Genomic DNA, 21,681 nt, shown 5'->3' with positions numbered 1-21,681 from the left:
ACTCATCGATTAAGCGAGCTTATTTTTCTACTTTTATTTCACTAAGCACTTTAATAGGAAAGAATATCGTTGCAACTTTAGCTAACATATTATAAACTTATAAACAACCTTTTTTCCTCAATTGGCTAGGTACTAAGTAATGCTAAATATAGATTGGAATACTATTTTAGACAAAATCCCACCAAATGCGGGCGAGCCTGATGTCGAGGATAAATTTGTAAAACCTCTTCTAGCAGCACTGGGATTTAGCGATGACGAATGGGTGCAACAGTTTGCTACAGGCAAGGGAGAAGAAGATTTTGCAGCTCGTAAGAATGACGGTAATGATAGGTTTTCCTTTTCTAAAATAAATCCTTATCTGCTTTTTGAAGTAAAGGGAATAGTCGCTGGAAATACGGTTATTAACCTATCTGAAACCAGTCCGAAATACAAACAAACTAAGGAACAGCTAAAAAAGTATTTGCTTGCCCCCAACTGTCAAACTGCACAGTGGGGGATTATTACTAATTCAATTTATATACAGCTTTTTCGTCGGCATGGAAAGGTTGTCATTCCTGCAACTCGTATTTTTTTTATTGATAAAAGCAATATTAATGAAATAGTTAATTATATCCGGTTATTGATTGCAAATCCACCGAAAGCTTTAACTGTTTGTATATATAATGACAAGGGAGGCGTGGGCAAAACAACAACAGCTATTAATTTGGCAGCTATCTTAGCGAAAAATAAAAAGAAAGTTTTAGTAGTAGACTTTGACCCACAACAAGCGGATTTAACTGAATCTTTAGGGCTAGAAGAAGGAAAGGTAAAATTATCTAATTGCCTAGCAGAAAGAACTTTGAATGTTCGAGATACAATCCGGACATTTAAACTGGTAGACAAGTCAAGAAAAGAAGTTAAAGTATTTGACTTTATTCCGTCAGATTCAGGATTAGCCAAAATAAAAACGATAAAAACAGTATTTAGCCTGTAAGAAAGATTAATAGGTTTTGATTTTCTACGAGTACGAAATCGATTTATTTATCGATATCATCAATCCTTTACAATAAATTTAAGCAGATATTTATCTTTCAGAATTAAATTTGATAATTCGATTAATTGATGAAAAAATCTTCACCCTGAATCTTCAAACATATAAATTCAAAGAATCGACACTAGCGCAAAGATAGCAAACACTCTTATCCTCTGCGTACCTCTGCGTTTACCTTTGCGTCCTTTGCGTTAAAAAACATCTACTCCTCCAAACCAACCGCCTCAGAAATATTAGACAAACCCCGTTCATCCAACTTTTTCAACAATCCTTCTAAAATCCGCCGCACCATCCACGGTCCCTCATAAATCCAACCTGTGTAAGTTTGAATCAAACAAGCACCAGCAGTAATCTTTACCCAAGCATCCTCAGCAGTAAAAATACCTCCTACACCAATAATTGGCAATTGCCCTTTTGTTTCCCGCCAAATAAACTTAATTACCTCGGTTGAACGATCCCTCAGCGGCGCACCGCTAATGCCACCCTCTTCTTCCCGCACAGACTTACCCGTTTCGTCAATTACCTCAGTTTGGAGTTTGTCGCGACTAATTGTGGTATTGGTGGCAATAATACCTGCCAGCCGATGCGTCGAGGCTACTGCCAAAACATTGGCGATCGCATCCCACTCCAAGTCGGGTGCAATCTTGACTAAAATTGGTTTATACCCTTGATTTTCTTGCTGCAAAGCCGACAAAATCCCGCTCAACAGAGGTGCATCTTGGAGCGATCGCAAGCCTGGGGTATTCGGTGAGGAGACATTTACGACAAAATAATCGCCCCACTCTTTGAGAAGGCGAAAACTTTCCACATAATCAGATGCAGCGTCAGATAAGGGTGTTACCTTAGATTTACCTAGATTAATTCCTATTGGCATCGGTCGGGGACGCCCCTGCCAAATGGCGCGTAGCCTGCCACTCATTTCTTCTGCACCGTTGTTATTAAAACCCATACGGTTTAGAGCTGCTTTGTCAGCAGGCAATCGAAACAAGCGGGGACGCGGGTTCCCAGGCTGTGCCAGTAAAGTTACAGTACCCAATTCAGCAAAGCCAAAACCAAAAGTAGACCAAATGCCAGAAGCTACGCCGTTCTTATCAAAGCCAGCTGCCAATCCGATCGGATTTGGGAACAGCTGGGGGGAAAACTTTTCGCTGGGTAGGAGTTTTTGTTCCAAACGGGTATCCGCCAAGCAAAAAGATCGCTGAAGTTGGTCTCGCAACCCGGTTACAGGGAAGCGATAAGCATTACGATCTAACCAACTCAAAAATTGAATGCTTTGCTGATGCAACCATTCCGGATCGCTCTTGAGAACATTAAACAAAAGAGGACGTAAACCAAGTTGATAAATATCCAAGGCTCTTAAAGTTTGGTAGTAGGGTCTAGAGATTGGGGAAGAAAGGGCGTAGGAGTTAGGGGCAGGGGCTATGGGCAGACGGGCGAGCGGGGCTAGACAGAGAAGGTAATAAATATTTTCCCACTTTTCTCTAGCCCAGCACCCACCACCCAGGCGATTTCTTCCCCTGTACCTATTACCTAATAGGGGTGAAAGCAGATGGGCCAGCAACAAAGACCGAATTCTGAAGACAAAAAAGTCGTGACTTTAGGACGTGTCCTCCAGACCCTGCGGGAAGAGGATAACGTCGATGTTTTGATTGACACAACTATCAATTATCTCCAGGCTGAGTTTGACTACAGCCTGATTTGGATCGGATTTTACGATCGCCTAGACCATCGCATCTTAGGCAAAGGCGGAATTGTACCCACTGGGGACATCAATTTCTTGAAACAGCGAATTTTTCTCAATCCAGGGGATCTCCTAGAACAGGTCGTCATTCAGCTCAGACCGATAGGGGTACCGGACTTGCGCCAAGAAACGCGAGCTGGAGAGTGGCGGAAAGCAGCGGCAAACTTCAATATTCGGGGAACGCTGATTTTCCCCATTCGCTATCGCGATCGCTGTTTTGGAGTGGTAATGCTGGGCTCCCTGCAATGGGGAATTTCGCCGCAACCGGAAGAGAAAGCGCGACTATCTATGCTATTAGGGGGATTGGCAGCTTCTCTGAACCAAATCGAAACAGATTGGAACCGCCAACGCACTAAGCGTCCTGACGAGCCATTGTTCCGAATTCTAGAGCAGTTACGCTCGACGCGCACAATATTGCAGCGTCTGGAGACGGTAGTAGCAGAAACGCATCAATTTGTAGCGCCGACACGGACGAGCATTTATTGGTTTGAGCGAGAGCGGCGTTATTTTTGGAGGCGGATGAGTAACCGCGCCAGCGGCAGTTTCGGTGACGCCGTTACCAAAGCTTCCGGAATCACCGTACAGGAATCGGGTGGCTTTTATAATGCTTTGGTAGCCGATCAGATGGTGTCGATCGGAGAAGCTCACAGTTCCCTCAAAGCCGATATTACCAGCAGGTTATTGCAGAGATTGGGAGTGAGAAGCTTACTGGCAGCTCCGATTCGCTTAGGAGATGAATTGCTCGGCTTTCTAGCAGTAGAAGGTAACGAACCTCGCATTTGGAAGGAAGAAGAAAAAAACTATCTCCGGGGTGCGGCGCAGTTAATTGCCATGTTTTCTCCCATCGAAGAGATGGAAGTCACTGTGGAGCAAACCAAACAAGATCGAATGCTCACAGCGGAAATAGCTTCTGCGATTACAAGTGAGGAAGATTGGCAAAAAACTTTAAAAATCTGTGCCGAACAGCTAACTACGCGGCTGCAAGTCGATCGCTTTTTGGTGCTGCTTTTCGATCCAGACCAGAAACATTTTGAAATTTGTTTTCAAACCCAACCAGTCAATCGACGACCGATAGTTTCTCAAACAGGGGGAAAAGATTCTTCCCAGACTCTACCGAGCTTAAGCGATGTAGACTGGCAACTGCTGGAACGCAGTCCTGAAGCAGTAGCAATTGAAGACTTATCAACAGATTTGAAGTTGCTGGGCTTTCGCAATGCGTTTTTGGAAGCAGGAGTTCGCAGTCTTCTCACCTGCAATACAAGTTTAAAACGACCCCTGACAGGACTCCTCATCGTTACCAGCGAAAATCCGCGTACCTGGACTAGCGCCGAGCGAGAAATTTTCCGCGTTGTCAGTCAGCAGATCGGCTTAATTATCAACCAGCGGCGGTTGATCGGACAACTCGATCGCCAACAAAAAAGTTACCAGTCTCTGCAATGGGGTCTGACCACAATGCAGCAAGCTTTTTCGCTCGAGCATATAGAAAAAGCCGCTCTGCAATCGATTGCTACTATGCTACAAGCTCCCGTTGCCGCTTTGGTTAGCTGGTCTCCCAGAAGCAAAGAAGGCCGCATCCTAACTACAGATGTCAGCAACTACCAATTCGCGATCGACTCAAACTTTATTGTCCCCATACGCAGCGACGAGTTAATTCAAGAAGCTTTAGCATCTGATGGTCTTTTAGTCAAAGATGTAACAAATATTTCTCCAGCGACGCGCAGTTGGATTTCCGGCCCTGGCATTAGCGAGATTATGGTTATGCCTCTGCAAACCGCTCCGGAACACGAGCCTACTGGGGTGGCGATCGTCGCAAAAGGTACTGGAAGTTGGCCAAACAGCGCTCTACCGATGTTCGGCTTGCTAACCTCTCAGCTAGCATGGTTGCGTCGCTATAAGATGCTGATCGATTCTCTGTCTGAAGAACGAGAAGAACTGCAATGTTTAAATTGGTATAAACATCGTTTAATTGCCGATTTGGCACGGCAATATTTACAGCCGCCCCAAATTGAGCTCGTAGAAGATTTAAGCCGTCAGGGAGCAGTCAAAGAGTTACGCCAGCCTGCGGGGCGATTCCATAGTTCCCCAGCAATTAAAAATTCTAAGGATTTGTTGACTAAGCAAGATTCGCGTCATGGTGGACTGGCTATCTATATTTATTCTATGCTTGCCAATGAGCAGTGGAAAATTGGCTATCGGGAATTAGAAAATGGCAAAGTTTTGTCGGATGACGGAATTGAAGATGAAGATTCAGAAAAAAATTCAATCGCAGCTTCTTTTGCATCTACAAAAGATTCAATTAGATTGACCAGCTTGTTGTTGCGATCGCTCGATCGTATCGATCCGGCAATCAAACAAAAACGTATCTGGGCTCAAATCCACGATACCGAAGGTGAGAAAGCCCTCACTACCAACCTCAGCAAAAAATTAGATATTGTCAAAATCGAATTAGTAATTCACGAAATATTGATGGCTGCGTGCGATCGAGTTCGCACCGGAGGACGGATTGACATTTGGTGTCGTCAGCTGGGACATGAAAGTAGAGGCTATGGCGAAGAAGAGCTTTCGCCCTCCCATAGCCATCATTATCCCCCCGATCGTTTTATCGAGCTGTCCGTGACAGATGACGGAGCGATCGACCCGGTACTCATTGCCGAGCTACAACAAGCACCCTCTGACGATCTCGTTCCTTCCACTCTGGACAAACCACCCGGACTCCATCTGCGGATTTGTCAATCGATCGTCAGACAAATGGCAGGCGAGCTTAACTTCTATCAAATAGATGATGGCAGAGTCCTCAGTCGCTTGCTCATTCCTCTGCGAGACTAGGGGCTAGGGGTTAGGGGCTAGGGAAGAGGGAAGAGGGAAAAGGGAAAAGATTTATTCTCCCGCTCCCCCACTCCCCCACTCCCCCACTCCCTAGAACGCCAGTCCACTAGAATAAATTGACAAAAACAACGAAATATGTATTGTGTAGGGGCGAAGCATTCGGGCGACAATCGATCGCGATCTGCAACAATTTTTATGTCCGAATGCTTCGCCCTGCCGAGGTTTCTATGCACACACATCTTATTTCTTTTGTCAACCTCTTTTACTGGACTGGCGCTCTAGCCCCTAGCCCCTAATCCCTAGCCCCTCTTTTCACTGCATCTGCGGTTGAAATTGGAACAAGGAATAGACAACATTGCGACGAATTGCTGTCATCATCTCCAAGAAAGTTTCGTATCCCTCGCTCTTATATTCGATCAACGGGTCTTTTTGACCGTAGCCGCGCAGACCGACACTTTCTCGCAGTGCATCCATTGCTTGTAAATGCTCGCGCCAAAGGGTATCGATTTGCTGCAAGATAAAGAATCGCTCCGCTTGACGCATCAATCCCGGCTGAATTTGTTCTATCTGGGCTTCTTTGAGGTCGTAGGCAATTCGCACTTGCTCGTGCAGGAAAGTTTTGATTTCGCCTACAGACAAATCTTCTAATTGATTTGCTTCCATATCAGACAACAGATAGACAAATTCCTTCACCTTACTCACCAGCTTACCTAATTCCCATTCTTCCGATGGCAGCTCTGGGTTGACATAAGCATCTACGATGTCGTCCATCGTTTTTTCAGCGTATTTAATTACCTGCTCTTTCAAGTCTTGACCTTCCAGCACCCGGCGACGTTCGGCATAGATAGCGCGACGCTGATTGTTCATCACTTCGTCGTACTCAAACACCTGTTTGCGGATGTCGTAGTAATAAGTTTCTACCTTTCTTTGGGCACCTTCCAGGGAGCGAGTGAGCATACCGGATTCGATCGGCATATCTTCTTCCACTCGGAACATCTCCATCATGGACTTAACGCGATCGCCACCAAAAATCCGCAACAAATTATCTTCCAAACTCAAGAAGAACTTAGTCGAACCTGGGTCTCCTTGCCGTCCCGCACGTCCCCGCAATTGGTTGTCGATCCGCCGAGATTCGTGTCTTTCCGTCCCGATCACGTGCAAACCGCCCAATTTCACAACTTCTTGGTGTTCGCTGCTGGTGTATTGCTCGTATGTCCTGCGAACCTCGTTGTAAGCTTCCCGCAGTTTTTGAATTGCGGGGTCTTCGGTGGGCGCTTTTTCGGATGCTACCGCGACCTTATCCTCGGCTTCTAATTCCGATAAGCTGTTTTCTCCATACTGGGAAACAGCAACTTCTACAGCGTCTTTGAGCATCTTTTCTGCTTCCCGCGATAGCTGTACGGGGAAAATTTGCGCTGATGCTTTCCAAGTTTTTACTTTCTTGGTAGCACCGGGAGCAAAACCTATCCCACCGCTGCGTTCTGCTTCTGCGCCGGGAACTCGCCGGATCGAAAATTCATCTTCCTCTTGCTGTACAATCCTGGGCATAAAGTATTCCCGCAATTTCAGCCGCGCCATGTAGTCGGCGTTACCGCCGAGAATGATGTCTGTACCGCGACCGGCCATGTTTGTCGCGATCGTCACCGCTCCTTTGCGACCTGCTTGGGCAATAATTTCCGACTCGCGTTCTACGTTCTCTGGCTTGGCATTGAGGAGATTGTGAGGAACGTTTCTTTCCCGGAGTAGGGAACTCAGGAGTTCTGATTTCTCAACGCTGGTAGTGCCAACTAATACCGGGCGACCGAGTTGGTGCATTTCCGCGCATTCTTCAGCAATCGCCCGCCATTTGGCTGCTTCTGTTTTGTAGACCACATCCGACATATCTCCACGGATATTGGGTCGATTGGTTGGAATGATAGTTACTTCCAGTTTGTAAATCTTTTCAAACTCTGCTTCTTCCGTTTTGGCAGTGCCGGTCATCCCACCCAATTTCGGATAAAGCAAGAAAAGATTTTGATAGGTAATCGTAGCCAGAGTTTGAGTTTCCGGTTGAATTTCTGTTTGCTCTTTCGCTTCGATCGCCTGATGCAAACCATCGCTCCAACGCCTACCGGGCAGCACGCGACCTGTAAATTCGTCTACGATTACTACCTCGTCATTACGGACGATATAGTTCACGTCTTTGATAAAAAGTTCTTTGGCCTTAATCGCATTGAAAATGTAGTGAGCCCAAGGATCGTTAGGGTCGTAGAGGTCGTTAACTTCCAGCAGTTTCTCGGCTTGTGCAAACCCTTCATCTGACAAGATGACATTACGTGCTTTTTCGTCTACTTCGTAATGGTCTTCTTTATTCAATCCCATCGCCACTTGTGCTGCCCGAATATATTTTTCGCTGGGCTTCTCCACTTGACCTGAGATAATCAGAGGGGTGCGAGCTTCATCAATTAAGATTGAGTCAACTTCGTCAATTACGCAATAGTTAAAAGGACGTTGTACCACTTCTGACATAGATGTGGCCATATTGTCCCGCAAGTAGTCGAAACCAATTTCGCTGTTTGTGGCGTAGGTGATATCGCACTGATAATTTTTCTGGCGTTCTGTCGAATTCATGCCTGCTTGGATCAACCCTACGCTCAATCCCAAGAAGCGATGTATTTGCCCCATCCATTCGGCATCCCGCTTCGCCAGGTAATCGTTAACCGTGATCACGTGTACCCCTTTGCCGCTGAGGGCGTTTAAGTAAGCGGGTAGAGTGGATACCAGGGTTTTTCCTTCCCCTGTTTTCATTTCGGCGATTTGTCCGGAGTGCAGTATAATTCCGCCCAATAGCTGCACGTCAAAGTGCCGCAATCCCAAAACGCGACGGCTTGCTTCTCGCACTGCGGCAAAAGCTTCTGGCAGTATTTCATCGAGGATTTCTTTCTCCTCGCTGGGTGTTTTGGCTTTGGCGAGGCGCTCTTTAAATGCGGCTGTCTTGCCGATCAGTTCTCGATCGGAAAGAGCCTGCATATCTTCTTCTAAGATGTTGATTTCGGCAATGTAAGGTTGAAATTTCTTGAGTTTACGAGCGTTTGGATCGCCCAGCAAAGTTTTTAACATGGCAGTATTTGTTAGCTGTTAGTTGTTCTGTGTGAAAAGGCTTTGGCCATTTTTCATTTTTATTCTGTTATTTGGCGATCGCACTTGGCAGGTAGCATTTGCTCGACGATCTATCTGTTAGCTATTTGCATTTTTTGCACTTACCTGGAATATTAATAACTTCTTAGTTAGCTCCCAGATTTTCATTTCTTGTCTTTTGCCACCCGATCTGCTTGTGCAATCAGCCGATCTATTCGCCGCTGCCAAATTACTCTCATCGCTTCCCCAGTTACTCAGTTACTAATGAAACTGCGGAAAAAGAAGGATAAATTTGTATTTGGAAACAGACCGGAACTGACTTTCGAGCAAATAATTACCTGGTAACACATCTGGAAGAGAGCGGAATACACACAAATAAGCTCAGCAGACTTTATGCTAGAAAAGCCTTCTCGTCAGGAAGGTTAGCTAAAATAGCACGACTGCAAACCGTGTCTGGTGGCTGGAAAAAGGATTTTTAAGAATATTTTAATCTTATCATCCTCAATTCCGCTCTTGGCTGTACAGTTGACTGGTGGGAATTACCCACTTGTTACCGTAATTTCTGCCCAGAGAAAAGTTCCCGATTGCGGCTTTTGACTGTTATGTCTTGGCATTTGGTGCGGCAATAAAGGCTATCCCAAATGCCGCAGCTTACGGGGCGTTTTGCCATTCTGAGGAGAGAGTGCGAAAATCGTATTGCTCCACTTTAGGGTGACAGGTGACGCAACTCCCCATATTAGCGGGTTGGGGTAGTTTGACTCTGGGATGGAGCGCTTTAAAATAGCGAGATTGAGCTACTCGATAAGGGGTTTGTTCTTCTTCTGGTGCTTGCGTGCGCGAGAAAACCCGCAAGTAGTCCCACACGAGGAAGCGTTCGGGGTCTACTAGGGGCTTCAGCTTTTTGCCATAATGTTCCTCATCTTGAATGAGGTTTCGCCAAGTTTCCGTTGGTAAAACTGCTGGCGGTAGGCCAATGTGACAGGTAGCACAGTTTTCAAGATATAGTTGTTGTCCGAGTTGATATCGCTGCGGAACTATGTCAACTGTAGCCAGGGGATTTGGCGAGGGAATATTGATTGCTTCGCTAGATGCCGGATATACGGCGGGGGATACTTGAGGTATGGTTTGGCTTTGTCCGGGATATTGCGTTAACAGAGTAAAACCCCAGGCAATTACGCTACTCCACAGTAAAAGTAACAAAAACAAAACGATCGGCGATCGCTTATTCTGTTTGTGGCGCGATCGGCCTCGATAAAGCTTTGTTCGTACTCTACTGTCAGACAAATAAGGCTCCCAACAACACACCTAATATTTTAAGGAACTGATACAGATCTTAACAGCCGCTCCACAATGGTTTTTGCCCGCCGCCCACCAGAGGGAATGAGGCGGTGGGAAAGCACGTAGGGTGCCAGAAACTTGACATCATCGGGAATAGCGTAATCTCTACCGAGAATAAAAGCAAGGGCTTGGCTAGCTTTCTGCAAGGCGACTGTACCGCGAGGACTGACGCCCAAAGTAATTTCTTCATCTTCTCGCGTGGCTCGCACTAAGTTAAGGATGTAATGTTGTAGAGCGGCTTCCACCTTGACTTGACCGCACAAACGCCTCAACTCCAAAACATCCTCAGTCGAAATACACGGTTGCAGTTCATCGACGTTGACTCCTTCGTGAAGCCTTTGCAGCATTTGCAGTTCTTCTACTTCGCTGGGATAGCCGAGTGTGAGGCAAAGGGTAAAACGATCCATCTGGGCCTCTGGCAGGGGAAAGGTGCCTTGATATTCGATCGGATTTTGGGTAGCAATGACAAAAAATGGGTTGGGAACTAAACGAGGTACCCCATCCACAGTTACTTGCCTTTCTTCCATTACTTCCAACAAGGCAGACTGGGTGCGGGGTGTAGCGCGGTTAATTTCGTCTGCCAGCAGGATGTTTGCGAATACTGGCCCAGCCAGAAATTCAAATTCACCGCTACTTTGATTCCAGATATTGGTTCCTGTGATATCGCTGGGGAGTAAATCGGGAGTACATTGAATGCGTTGAAATTTGCCATCGATCGAGCGAGATAGCGATTTGGCCAGTAAGGTTTTACCTACTCCCGGCACATCTTCCAGCAGGGCGTGCCCACCGCTAAGCAGGGCTACCAATACTAAGCGGATGGCATCAGCTTTGCCAACAATAGTACGGCCCAGGTTTGCGGTGAGTATTTCAATATGTTTTCTCATATTGGTAATCGGTAATGGGTAATGGGTAAATTTTTAATTTTAAATTGCAGATTTTAGATTTAATTTCAAGCTAATATTTGCAATTATCCATTACCTATAAACAGCGCTCTAGCGGTTGCCGAGTCTACTTCGATTTGCGCTTTGAGCGCTGCGAGGGAAGCAAATTTTTGTTCTGGGCGCAGGAATTTTTCTAAACTTACCGTTATAGTTTTTCCATACAAATCTCCAAACCAGTCTAACAAGTGGATTTCCACAGTTGTACTTGTGCCATTCACGGTTGGCCGACAGCCAATATTCATCACCCCAGGCAGAAGGTGAGATAATGAATTTTCAGTTAAATTATTTTTTTCTTTGCCACAAAACTCTGTGCTATCTTGGCTAAAATTTTGTGCTGGTTCGATCGCAACTCGCACGGCGTAGACACCAAAATGGGGTATTAATTTTTCGCTCGGCAATTGCAGGTTAGCGGTCGGAAATCCTAGAGTTCTGCCCAGTTGCTGACCTTTGACCACTGAACCTGTGAGAGTGTAAGGTCTCCCCAGCAACCGATTTGCACGCTCAATATCTCCTGAAAGGAGCGCTTGGCGGATCATCGAACTGCTGATTCTTTCGCCTTCGCTATTTTGAATGGGCACTATAATTACTTCCACATCGTATTTGGCTGCGATCGCTTGCAAATCGGCTGATGTACCCGATCGCTTATATCCGAAACAAAAATCCTGCCCTACGCTCACCCGCTCAGCCCTCAGTTGCTGTACGAGAATGTTTTCTACAAATTCGTGCGGGCTGAGCGCGGCCATTTCCCGGCCAAAAGGCAACATCACCAGCTGTTCCACACCAAGGGAGGCGAGATGAAGAACTTTTTCATCGGGAGGGGTTAACAAAGCACGCGATTTCCCCGTGAAAAACTCTTGGGGATGGGGATTAAAGGTGACAACGGTTGCATAGAAATTTGTGCTGATACTCAATTTATGAATAGAGTCGCGGCTTTCGGAAATAGTATTTTCCAGAAGGCTTTTATCCTCTGGGCAACGACTTTCTGCGGGAGGAAACGCCGCTAAGCTTCGAGTAGCCAAGGATTCAGCTAAGGATTCTGGCAATACGGGTTTAACCACCTGTTGATGCCCTCGATGTACGCCATCAAAGTTTCCCAGGGCAACAGCAGTTGGAGTTAGAGCAGTTGTTAGCGATGAGGTAACCCACACGCTTTACATTTTACACAAATCAGACTCTCGGCGAATTTCAAATTTCAGAGTTAGGATAACAAAATCGGAAAATGGCATCGACAATCTGCGATCGGCAATCTGGAATTAACCGATTAGGCAGTTACTTTAGCCTCCTGTAGGTCTTCAGTGACAGATACCGATGGTGGGACTATCTCTAGAGTTATTCCTTCTCGTGCCAACAGGGTATTGGGAAATAACTTCACAGCCTGTTCTCCTACCATATCCAAGAAATCATCGTCATGCAGGGGATCGTGGTGGAAGATTACCAATTGCTTGACATTTGCTGCCTTAGCCACTTTAATCGCTTCCTGCCAGGTAGAGTGTCCCCATCCTACCTTACTTGATTTTGGCGAATGGTACTCCTCATCTGTATACGTAGCATCGTAGATCAGCACGTCGGCGTTGTGAGCTAGCCTGACAACAGTTTCATCCAAACGATCTGGATAATGTTCTGTATCGGTGATGTAAGCTGCGGAATAACCGCGCCAGTTGACGCGGTAGCCCATTGCTTCCCCTGGATGATTTAACAAACCAGTTTCCAGCCGAACATCCCCCAGTTCAACACTGTCTCCCATTTCCAGATTGTAGAATTTCAGCTGGGCCCCCATAATCTGTAGTGGGACGGGAAAATTGGGGTGCAGCATTTGATCGTTGAGGCGCTGCTGGATGGTGGCACCGTTGGGAGCCATAGCTCCATATATATGGAAGCAATTTCCCTTGATAAAGGCTGGTAAAAAGAAGGGAAATCCTTGAATGTGATCCCAATGAGAGTGGGTAAAAAACATATAAGCTTCTAGAGGCATATGGGAGAAGAGAGATTGTCCCAAAACTCGTAAGCCGGTGCCACCATCAAAAATCAGGCGTTTTCCACCCACGCGCATTTCTACACAAGGAGTATTGCCGCCATAGCGGACTGTGTGTGGCCCTGGACTTGGGATACTACCTCTGACGCCCCAGAAGTGAATCGTAAATTGGTTTTGCATACTAGACATGGGTGTTGCTCGCTTTCCTTCCTCAACCAGTCCCTTATTCGGATTTTGCATCTTCGACCGTTTGTTAATCAGACCCCAGCGCTGCATTTAAGGCATTTTGTACTAGCTAGCTTTTTCATAACTTTGACTGTAGCTCAGTTTTTGTTCCTAAAATGGTTGCGACTGGCTTGCCCAGTCAGTGTTTATGTATGAGAGGAGCTAATCCTGATGTAGCTAGTTTGCCTCCGAACTATTGATGCTGTCGGTTAATCGTAGATGAAGCTAATCTCTCGCAGCAGTACCAGACTGAGATGTACCGCTTGAAGCAAACTTGGTGAATTTTACCCTAGCTAATAAATTTGCCAACAGTATGATTGTTCACCATGCTAACGCTAATCCGCTGCCTTTCGGGAAGCCTGCTGCACGAAATCATCGCCAATACCATCCACTCCAACAAACACTCATTTTAGTTATTCAGATGCAACTGAAGGTACCATTTTTTTACTTAATTTAAACCGCATAGCAGTCTGGAATCTGTAGCTTTATCAAGGTCGGGTGATTCTAAGCTCTTGGCAATAAGGGAGTCATCATCGGCAAAGCGGTGAAAATCAAGCTTTTCGACGCTGGCCTATACCTTACCCCGGACGCGACGATCGCCAACAGCTACGCTTGCACAGGTATAAACCATTGGTTGCCTGTGGTGAGCGATTGCTAAGTGGCGGTTTGCCGAACGCTCTTTTTCCTGGTTTCTCTGGTAGAAGACGCTCAAGGTATTGACTTTATATCGTATCAGTCATGGCGAAACCAAGGCAGTGATCTGAGACACTGGTGTTTGGTAAGTTTCAACAATGCTAATTTTTAATTTTTTCTCCATTTAGCAAGAGTCAGCTTTTTGCCATAGGTTCGGGCTAAAGCTAAAAGGGCGGGTTTCACCGACCGCTTAACGAGAGCAAATGTACTGAAACAGGGACTGCCAGCTTGGTGGGTTGGGATATACCCTGTTCTCGGACGCTAAATTCTCCTGAGAAAGACTGCCGGAGAATGCCCATTTTCTCTACTTTGCCAGCTTTATCCGGATTTCGATCGCTCTATATCTGTAAGTATATCAATGACTTTTAGTTTTAGATAACTCCCGATCTTATCGGAGCTTGAACTGGGTACTCGCCATTTACTCGATGAAATGTTGGCTACTTTAACCTAAGTAATACATCGACAATTCAGACTCCATATAAGGATGGATAATAAACCAGGCTCTTTGGTTTTGTAAATATTATGTTACTTGTCCAAACTCAAGTTGAGTTTACCAAATTTTTTATCTTTATTTGGTAAATTTTTCATAAATTAGTGTTTCTTTTCCACGAGTTATTCTATCATAAAAAAACAGCATTATTGTAGATTGTCATCTTCCTTATTCGTGGGCTTATAATAATTATTGAGTTTGCAAACGCTCTAATGCTGAAATTAATTCACTAGGCTGTTCTATTAAAAAATCAGGGTTTTGTTTTGCTAGTATTTGTTTGCCATTAAATCCCCAAGTGACTGCAATAACTTTTATATGACTCTTTTTTGCAGCCTCTATATCTCTGGTTTCATCGCCAATATAGATTATTTGTTCTGGTTTTAGTTTGTTTTGCTTAATAAATTTATTTATTATTTTGCTCTTACCAAATATATTTTTTGCCGAATAAATAAAATCAAATAAATCGGGCATACCATTTTTATCCAAAAAAATTAGGACATTTTCTTTATCGTTAGAAGTAATAATACCGATTGTGTTACCTTGTTGCTTTAACTCAAACAAAGCTTCCTTTATACCTGGGATCGGCGTTAAATAATGAATTTTACTATTTAATTCAATTTTTAACCTCTTTAAAATAAAAGGCAACTTAAAAAGGGAAACACCTGACTGCTTAATAACATCTCTAGATGTTAAATTTCTGTATTTAACAATATCCTCTGGTGTAGCTTTTTGATAACCAAATTCAGGTGCTAATAAATTACTAATATTAACTATTGTCTCAAAAGTATCGGCAACAGTGCCGTCAAAATCAAAAATAATAACTTTTACGCTCATGGTTTTAGTAAAGAAATAGAAGTACGATAAGTTAAGAATTATAAGTTATAAATTCAAAGTTTATAACTTATAAGCTTTGAATGTTAGAGCGGGCATTCCGTCGCAACATTTCTGGTTTAATTCGCCGCAGCGCTGATGCGGGGAAACGGCTCTGCCAATCTTCATAGGAAATTTCAGCTAACTGCATGAGTTTGGGAGCCACATTACCAGGATAAGGCTGAAACTCATCAATGTCAGTTTCTTTAGCAAAACGCTGGTTCCAGGGACAAACATCTTGGCAAATATCGCAACCGGCAACCCACCCGTCTAAATGGGAGGCGATCGCATCCGGCAATTCTTGAGCGCGATTTTCAATTGTGTGATAAGCGATGCAACGGTTAGCATCGATCGCAAAAGGTTGGGAAATTGCACCTGTCGGACAAGCTTCCATACAACGAGTACAAGTGCCGCAGTGTTCGGTATGAGGGCGATCGGGCGCTAAATTCAAATTAGTGAGTACTTCGCCCAAAAATACCCAAGATCCGTACTCTCGCGTAATCACGTTACTATTTTTGGCAATCCAGCCAATTCCAGCACGTTGAGCCCAGACTTTATCCTGAATTGGACCAGTATCGGCGTAATAACGAGCTTGAATTCCTTCTCCTTGTGCTTGCAACCAGTTTACCAGTGCTTTCAGCTTTTTATGTAAAACCTTGTGGTAATCCCGTCCCCATCCGTAACGTGATATTTTGGCGTATTCCTTGCCTTCCGGACGCTGATGAGGTGTATAGTAGTTGAGAGCAACGGAAATAATAGATTGCACCTCTGGCATTACCAGACGGACATTTTGACGTTTGGGGTTCTCCATCCATACCATATCAGCGTGATAATCCAAGGCCAACCATGCTTGTAATTGCTGCGCTTCTGAGTCGGCTTGCGGTTCGACAGCCGCAATTCCAGCCTTGTGAAACCCCAGATCTAAAGCTTTTTGCTTTACCTGAGCGGTGAAAGCGGAAACTTCCCACGTTGATTGTTTTTTGGAATTCATAGATCGAAAAAGGCGAATTTTCCAGTGATATAAATCACATTTTAGCCAAACTTAAAACTATAATTGCAAACTTATCGGATTTACAAATTTGACTTGCAAATTATGAAAATATCTTGCACTATGTAAAAAGAGAGAGAGATTCATTAACTCCTCAACAATCTCTCTTCCAAGAAAGAAAAGTGAGAGAGTTTAGCTCAGTTCCCAGCTTACAATAACGCAAAAACTGGGTATCAGTTTTCACTACCTTCCAGGGTAAGGAGTTTCTATGACCTTTATGGCAGACTTCGCTTCAATCTGCTTCTCTAAAACTTTCATTTCCTATCGCCTAGCCGATCCGGTTTCTGCGACCACAGCTTTATTTAACCGTCTCAGTGTGGATGACCAACTGGCAGTGCTTTGGTACGCTTATGCCGATTGGGGTCGTTCGATCGCACCTGCCACTCCCGGATCGGCTCGTTTACATCTGGCAGAAGGTTTGCTCGAGCGAATCAAGCAGATGTCTCATACTGAGCAACTACAAGCGATGCGTGACTTGGTTATCAAGGAAGACACCCAGATCGGTCGTTCTTACGGTGTTCTGAGCCCCAACACCAAGTTAGCTTTTTGGTATCAATTAGCGAAATGGATGACTCAAGGTTTTATGGTGCCTGTGCCAGCTGGCTACCAGCTTTCTTGTGATGGAGAAAGGGTGCTGAAAGCTGTCAAGGAGTTAGATTTTGGTCAACAGATTACATTTCTGCGGGATGCGACGATGGATATGGGTATCGATCCGTTGGCTGACTGAGCATATTCATAAAGTAAGAATTAAAATTTTTTGAGAGAATGCTGATATCGTTCGGCAGAATCTTTCTGAGGGAGCAGGTTTCGGCCTGCTTTTTCGTTTAATTTGTTGGATGTTTGTAATTACGATCGAACTTAGTTTTGTCTGACTGAAATTATGGAAGAATTAGTCACCATGCAGACTGCCGATGCGATTGACTCTAATTTAAAATCTCCTGCCAGTATAAGTTTAAAGATTGAGGGTGTTACCGAATCTGTTATATTGCGTTATTTCGAGACGATGAATACAGGGGATTTTCAGGCAACAGCTGCTTTATTTGCTACGGATGGAGCGATGCTGCCGCCGTTTGAATCGCCAGTGGTTGGAGTAGATGCGATCGCCGCATATCTGCAACAAGAAGCTCAAGGAATGCGACTTTATCCTCGCGAAGGGATTCACTTACCCCTAGAAGATAGCTACATTCAGTTTCAAGTAAGTGGAAAGGTACAGACCCCTGTTTTTGGCGTTAATGTTACTTGGCTTTTTGTAGTCAATCCGCAGAGGGAAATTTTCTCCGCTACTATCAAACTATTAGCTTCTCCGCAAGAGCTATTAGGTTTGCGTCACTAGAATGTTTTATTAATGAATGATTCATGCAGCTCTGTTGCTTGCTGGAAGGAACGCCAAATTATCTGACGCCCTAAATCGATGTCTTTGGGCGAAAATTGCCAGTCTGGATGACCAGTTCTCAGAAGATTTTCTAAAGCTTCTGCGTCGAAGAGGTGCCAGACTGGAAAACCTTGGATTTCTGATGCGATCGCGTAACAGTTTTCGCTGATGCAGTGAATGCTGCAAGCGTTAGCAGCTCGTAATAAATCCATTTGCTGTCCCGGTTGCAGCGCCCGAAACTTCCGAACACTTTGCTTCCATTCAGTTATGCAAGAAACAGTTAATCCTGGAATTGCTACTTTGAGGCTATTTTCACCGTTAACTGCAATCCAATAATGACGCGCTGGATCGATTCCTTCGAGCCAAATTGACTCATCATCTAAACGATAGCGTGGGGCTAGAACAAACGGCTGCTTCATGCGAGTTCACTATATATTAAAACTTTACAAAAGTCAAGAATTTGGCAAGCTCCTCTTTTTGTCCGCACTGCCTTTAAATTTTCCAGAGGGGTGAGGTATTTGCTTAACTTGTGAAAATATTAAAAGTTTTTTATAAGTTATTGAATTACAATGCAATAAAAATTCATAAAAACTTTAAAAAGAGTTACAACTGCTTCATATTTATTTAATGTTTGTCAAACTGATTCTAGCTGTGAGTGTAGTGGAAAGCTTGCTATTTCCTATTCGTTTACCGCTCAAACAACTAACGGGGCGACGGCAATCGTAAAACCATCACGCAGTATAGCGAAAGCGACTTTGATAGAATACATCTGGTGTAGAGGCGGGTGAGAGCCTTTATCGCTGTCTTTTGACCGAGACATTATTTGCCAAACTCGGCCCTACAAAGCCTGTACTTCACACCCGTAGAAACCTCAATAAAGATTTAACCGATTGTTGTCAAAAAAATAGGTCTACTCCTTTTCAAGAAGACCTACTTAATCATGTCTGAGCAGAGAATCAAAAATAAGCGAGTGGTTAAATTTGGCCGAATGGAAGAAAAACTTACTACACAGGGCTGACATAGCGGCTTTTATATTCCTATAAACAGCTATGCTTAGACTATATTTCGACATTTTTATTGAACAAACTGTCCAATTAATGTCATCAATATCCGATCGGCGACGTTGAAGAATCGCAAAGCTTATCCACCGTACCTGGGAAAGATAGTTGTGCCCCCACTATATCCGGTACTCCGGATTAGTGGTGGGTAGTTTACCTCAAAATGCTTGAGGAACTTTTTCAGTTTTCAGCTGCCCTGGGCAAACTCGCTTCCAACTTAAGACAATTACGACCGTTGACTTGCAAGCGGTATTCTACTCTATCCATCAACCGATTCATAATCAGCCAGCCATAGCCGCTTTCCTGCTTATCCTCCGGACTGGGTGGCAAATACGTGGATAAATCGTATCCTTTACCGTGATCCCAAATTTCCAAAGCTAAATCCCGCTCTTTTAGTTCCAAGCGAATCAGGATAGGTAAATTTGGTTGATCTCTATGAGCGTGGCGCACTACGTTCGAGTAAGCTTCCACCAAGGCCAGACGCAGACGATTCGACAGACGCGGCCAATCAATTACAGAATCGCCTAACTCCGCTTCCAAACTGCCCAGCAGCCAATTTTCCACTATTGTTAAAAACTTCAAGTCGCTGGGAATATGCAGCTCCGTTCTCATTGACTACAGAACCTCCAGAGAGAGTATTGTTTGGTCGTCTTCCTGAACTTGGTTTTTTCCCCTGATGCGAGCTAATAGATGGCTCAAGTCTAAAGGACCCGGCTCCTCTTTAAGTAGCTGCCACAAACCTTCTTGTTTCAGCATAACCGGGTTCTGTCCGCTACTACCAACACTCCCAGGCATGACGATATCTTCGGTAACCGTTGCTTCGGTAATACCGTCGCTGGCCAACAAAAGTGCTTCTCCAGACTTGACGATCGCATTCCCGGCGGCACCTTTCCAGGTGGGTAAGATACCTAACGGAATGCCCCGAGCTTTGAGGAAATTCGGTTCAATTCCGTCTGCTTTTTTAGCTACGTCTTGATAAGACCAGACCAAGGGATAGATGTGGCCGGCATTGGCGTAGACCAACTGGCCGGTCGAGGGAGTATAACGAGCCAGAACCATCGTTATGAAACGGTTGTTACTCATGAGATCGTCTGACAGACCGATATTGAGATTCTGCATTAAAACATTTGGTTCTGGTGGATTTTCCTGAGAAAGTTCTCGTCGCATTACCGATATAGCGCTAGCCATAAATAAAGCAGCCGGGACACCTTTACCAGAGACATCTCCCACTGCTAGCCAGATATCTCCTTTGGGATGGACAAAGACTTCAAAAAAATCTCCTCCCACTTCTCGTGCTGGGAAACAGCAGGCTTGCACTCTTACTCCTTCCACTTCCGGCCAGCTTTGGCGCAGCAGATTGTGCTGAATTTGACGAGCTACCTCTAGCTCTGCCCGCATCTGCTCGGCTTGCTCCTGGGTACGCTGGTACAGTTTGGCTTGGGAAACAGCCAAGGCTGCTTGCTCGGAAAGGCTTTCAATTAATCGAATGTCTTCGGCTGACCACGGTTCGCGGGTGCCGTACTGGTGGAGGTAAAGTATGGCGAGCAAGTCTTGCTGGCAGATCAGGGGGACAACCAGCTGTAAGGAGGAGTTGCTATTTTCATCGTTTTGAGCTATGTGTGTCTGGCGGTTTTCCATCACCGATCGCAGCAAGTCTTCGGAAATGCTGATGCTATTATCGGGAGTGGCTTTGTAAGAGAAAACATCTGCTACCAAGCGATCGCCATCTATGGGACGTAAAACGCAACTGCTGGCTCCAAAAGTTTGTCCGATCGTTTCGACAATCCTTTGCAGCATACCCGCATAATCTAGGGATTCCCTGATAGCGCTGGTGACGGCATTTAACAGAGTTTCTCGCTGTAATGCGCGACGCAGTTCGTTCGTTCTCCGCTTGAGGACGCGATAGGTCTCGGAAGCTTGTTGAACTACTGCTTTAAGTTCTGCCGGATTCCACGGTTTGGTGATGTATTTGAAAACCTGACCTGAATTGATCGCTTCTACAAGATCTTCTACATCCGTGTAGCCAGTCAAGAGGATGCGAATTGTATCTGGAAAGCGTTCCACAGTCCGCCCCAGAAATTCTGTCCCATTCATTTGGGGCATTCTCTGGTCGGATATAATCACGGCCATTTCGCCTTCTTTTTCCAGTACTTCTAGTGCGCTCGGCCCACTCTCGGCCTTGTAGACTTGAAAGTCGCGCCGAAAAGTACGATACAGCAAATCGAGGTTGTCAGGCTCGTCATCCACCACCATGAGTTTGAGTTTGCTGCCATCTCCCCGACTCATTTGCTACTCCACTTGCAAGGAATGTCATTTGTCAATAGTCATCACTCAGTTATTCAGCAGTCAACAGTCAGCAATCAACAGCCAGTAGCGCTTTGTTTTTTTACCACTGACCACTGACCGAGAATGATAACTTTTGACAAACGAGCCAATTATCCCACCAACCCGGAGCGCAAAGCGCGTACAGCGGCTTGGGTGCGGTCATCGGCACAAAGTTTGTTCAAAATATTACGGACGTGGGTTTTGACTGTTCCCACCGTAATGTATAGTTTTTCAGCGATCGCGGCGTTGCTGTATCCTTCGACGATCAATTGCAGGACTTCTAATTCTCGATCCGTCAAGGGGTAAGCTTCCAGCATTTGACTGTACTCTGGTTCCGTTGCTGCGATCGCAACTGTTTTAGAACTGGCTCCTTGTTCGGTGCTGCTGGACGCCGAGGTTGCTGGTGCGGTTGCTTGACGTGTTTGTTTGAGTACGATCCGGGCGATCGCCGGATCGATCCACGAATTGCCTTCTTGAGTGACTCGCAGTGCTTCTATTAAATTATCGAAGCTGATATCTTTCATACAATAGAGATCTCCAACATATAAACTAAACTGCGATCGCCAATGGTAAAATAGAGTTTTACCTTCCCCAAAATGAGTCAACTGAGAGAGTACATAGAGAAGCATCCATCA

16 protein-coding genes and 1 pseudogene are annotated in these 21,681 nt (G+C 45.0%); 4 read left to right on the top strand and 13 right to left on the bottom strand.

All coding sequences use genetic code 11. The annotated features are described in order from the left end of the window. The first annotated feature begins 139 nt into the window (after positions 1 to 139). On the top strand, positions 140 to 973 hold the full coding sequence (locus H6G03_RS39170; protein ID WP_190472022.1) for an AAA family ATPase: 834 nt from the start codon (positions 140 to 142) through the stop codon (positions 971 to 973). Positions 974 to 1,232: 259 nt separating this feature from the next. Here the strand turns inward: H6G03_RS39170 and H6G03_RS28125 are convergent, their stop codons facing one another. Next, positions 1,233 to 2,381 (bottom strand): quinone-dependent dihydroorotate dehydrogenase, encoded by a 1,149-nt coding sequence (locus tag H6G03_RS28125; RefSeq protein ID WP_190472020.1) that lies wholly within the window; start codon positions 2,379 to 2,381, stop codon positions 1,233 to 1,235. A gap of 198 nt (positions 2,382 to 2,579) precedes the next feature. Between H6G03_RS28125 and H6G03_RS28120 the strand changes: the two genes are divergently transcribed. Continuing rightward, positions 2,580 to 5,597 (top strand): sensor histidine kinase, encoded by a 3,018-nt coding sequence (locus H6G03_RS28120; RefSeq protein ID WP_190472017.1) that lies wholly within the window; start codon positions 2,580 to 2,582, stop codon positions 5,595 to 5,597. Between the two features lie 312 nt (positions 5,598 to 5,909). On the opposite strand, the gene secA is transcribed toward H6G03_RS28120, so the two are convergent. The 8 genes from secA to queG all read right to left on the bottom strand — a co-directional run bounded on the left by secA (position 5,910) and on the right by queG (position 16,234). Continuing rightward, a complete protein-coding gene (gene secA, locus H6G03_RS28115; RefSeq protein ID WP_190472015.1) occupies positions 5,910 to 8,696 on the bottom strand; it encodes a preprotein translocase subunit SecA in 2,787 nt (928 codons plus the stop codon). A gap of 669 nt (positions 8,697 to 9,365) precedes the next feature. After that, on the bottom strand, positions 9,366 to 9,998 hold the full coding sequence (locus tag H6G03_RS28110; protein ID WP_242057056.1) for a diheme cytochrome c: 633 nt from the start codon (positions 9,996 to 9,998) through the stop codon (positions 9,366 to 9,368). Between the two features lie 29 nt (positions 9,999 to 10,027). Beyond that, positions 10,028 to 10,936, bottom strand: coding sequence for an AAA family ATPase (locus tag H6G03_RS28105; protein WP_190472012.1), 909 nt, complete (start codon positions 10,934 to 10,936; stop codon positions 10,028 to 10,030). Between the two features lie 83 nt (positions 10,937 to 11,019). Next, on the bottom strand, positions 11,020 to 12,141 hold the full coding sequence (locus tag H6G03_RS28100) for a bifunctional riboflavin kinase/FAD synthetase (protein WP_190472010.1): 1,122 nt from the start codon (positions 12,139 to 12,141) through the stop codon (positions 11,020 to 11,022). Between the two features lie 113 nt (positions 12,142 to 12,254). Further along, positions 12,255 to 13,154: an MBL fold metallo-hydrolase gene (locus tag H6G03_RS28095; protein WP_190472050.1), complete on the bottom strand. Its 900-nt coding sequence runs from the start codon at positions 13,152 to 13,154 to the stop codon at positions 12,255 to 12,257. 607 nt (positions 13,155 to 13,761) lie between these two features. Then, on the bottom strand, positions 13,762 to 13,902 hold the full coding sequence (locus H6G03_RS28090) for a hypothetical protein (protein ID WP_190472007.1): 141 nt from the start codon (positions 13,900 to 13,902) through the stop codon (positions 13,762 to 13,764). A gap of 660 nt (positions 13,903 to 14,562) precedes the next feature. Next, positions 14,563 to 15,207, bottom strand: coding sequence for an HAD-IA family hydrolase (locus H6G03_RS28085; protein WP_190472004.1), 645 nt, complete (start codon positions 15,205 to 15,207; stop codon positions 14,563 to 14,565). A gap of 67 nt (positions 15,208 to 15,274) precedes the next feature. Further along, positions 15,275 to 16,234: a tRNA epoxyqueuosine(34) reductase QueG gene (gene queG, locus H6G03_RS28080; RefSeq protein ID WP_190472001.1), complete on the bottom strand. Its 960-nt coding sequence runs from the start codon at positions 16,232 to 16,234 to the stop codon at positions 15,275 to 15,277. Between the two features lie 265 nt (positions 16,235 to 16,499). Here queG and H6G03_RS28075 point away from each other — a divergent pair, with 265 nt between their 5' ends. Continuing rightward, positions 16,500 to 17,018 carry an orange carotenoid protein N-terminal domain-containing protein gene (locus H6G03_RS28075; protein WP_190471998.1) on the top strand — a complete coding sequence of 173 codons (519 nt, stop codon included), beginning with the start codon at positions 16,500 to 16,502 and terminating at the stop codon, positions 17,016 to 17,018. A 171-nt stretch (positions 17,019 to 17,189) separates the two neighbouring features. Next, the gene (locus H6G03_RS28070) at positions 17,190 to 17,624 is read left to right on the top strand and encodes a ketosteroid isomerase family protein (protein WP_190472048.1); all 435 of its coding nucleotides are present in this window, start codon (positions 17,190 to 17,192) and stop codon (positions 17,622 to 17,624) included. On the opposite strand, the gene H6G03_RS28065 is transcribed toward H6G03_RS28070, so the two are convergent. The 4 genes and pseudogenes from H6G03_RS28065 to H6G03_RS39165 all read right to left on the bottom strand — a co-directional run. After that, complete coding sequence (locus H6G03_RS28065; protein WP_190471995.1) at positions 17,621 to 18,082, bottom strand: hypothetical protein; 462 nt, start codon at positions 18,080 to 18,082, stop codon at positions 17,621 to 17,623. The two genes, H6G03_RS28070 and H6G03_RS28065, sit on opposite strands and share 4 nt — an antisense overlap. Before the next feature lie 819 nt (positions 18,083 to 18,901). Beyond that, positions 18,902 to 19,333 (bottom strand): ATP-binding protein, encoded by a 432-nt coding sequence (locus H6G03_RS28060; protein ID WP_190471990.1) that lies wholly within the window; start codon positions 19,331 to 19,333, stop codon positions 18,902 to 18,904. 3 nt (positions 19,334 to 19,336) lie between these two features. After that, positions 19,337 to 21,007, bottom strand: coding sequence for a SpoIIE family protein phosphatase (locus H6G03_RS28055; protein ID WP_190471987.1), 1,671 nt, complete (start codon positions 21,005 to 21,007; stop codon positions 19,337 to 19,339). Between the two features lie 149 nt (positions 21,008 to 21,156). Then, positions 21,157 to 21,582 (bottom strand): annotated as a pseudogene (locus H6G03_RS39165) (response regulator transcription factor); the annotation flags it as partial. Positions 21,583 to 21,681 lie beyond the last annotated feature (99 nt).

The organism is Aerosakkonema funiforme FACHB-1375 (assembly GCF_014696265.1).
GTDB lineage: Bacteria > Cyanobacteriota > Cyanobacteriia > Cyanobacteriales > Aerosakkonemataceae > Aerosakkonema > Aerosakkonema funiforme_A.
The sequence above is the reverse complement of the archived record's forward strand: the minus strand, read 5'-3'. Positions and strand labels throughout refer to the sequence as shown.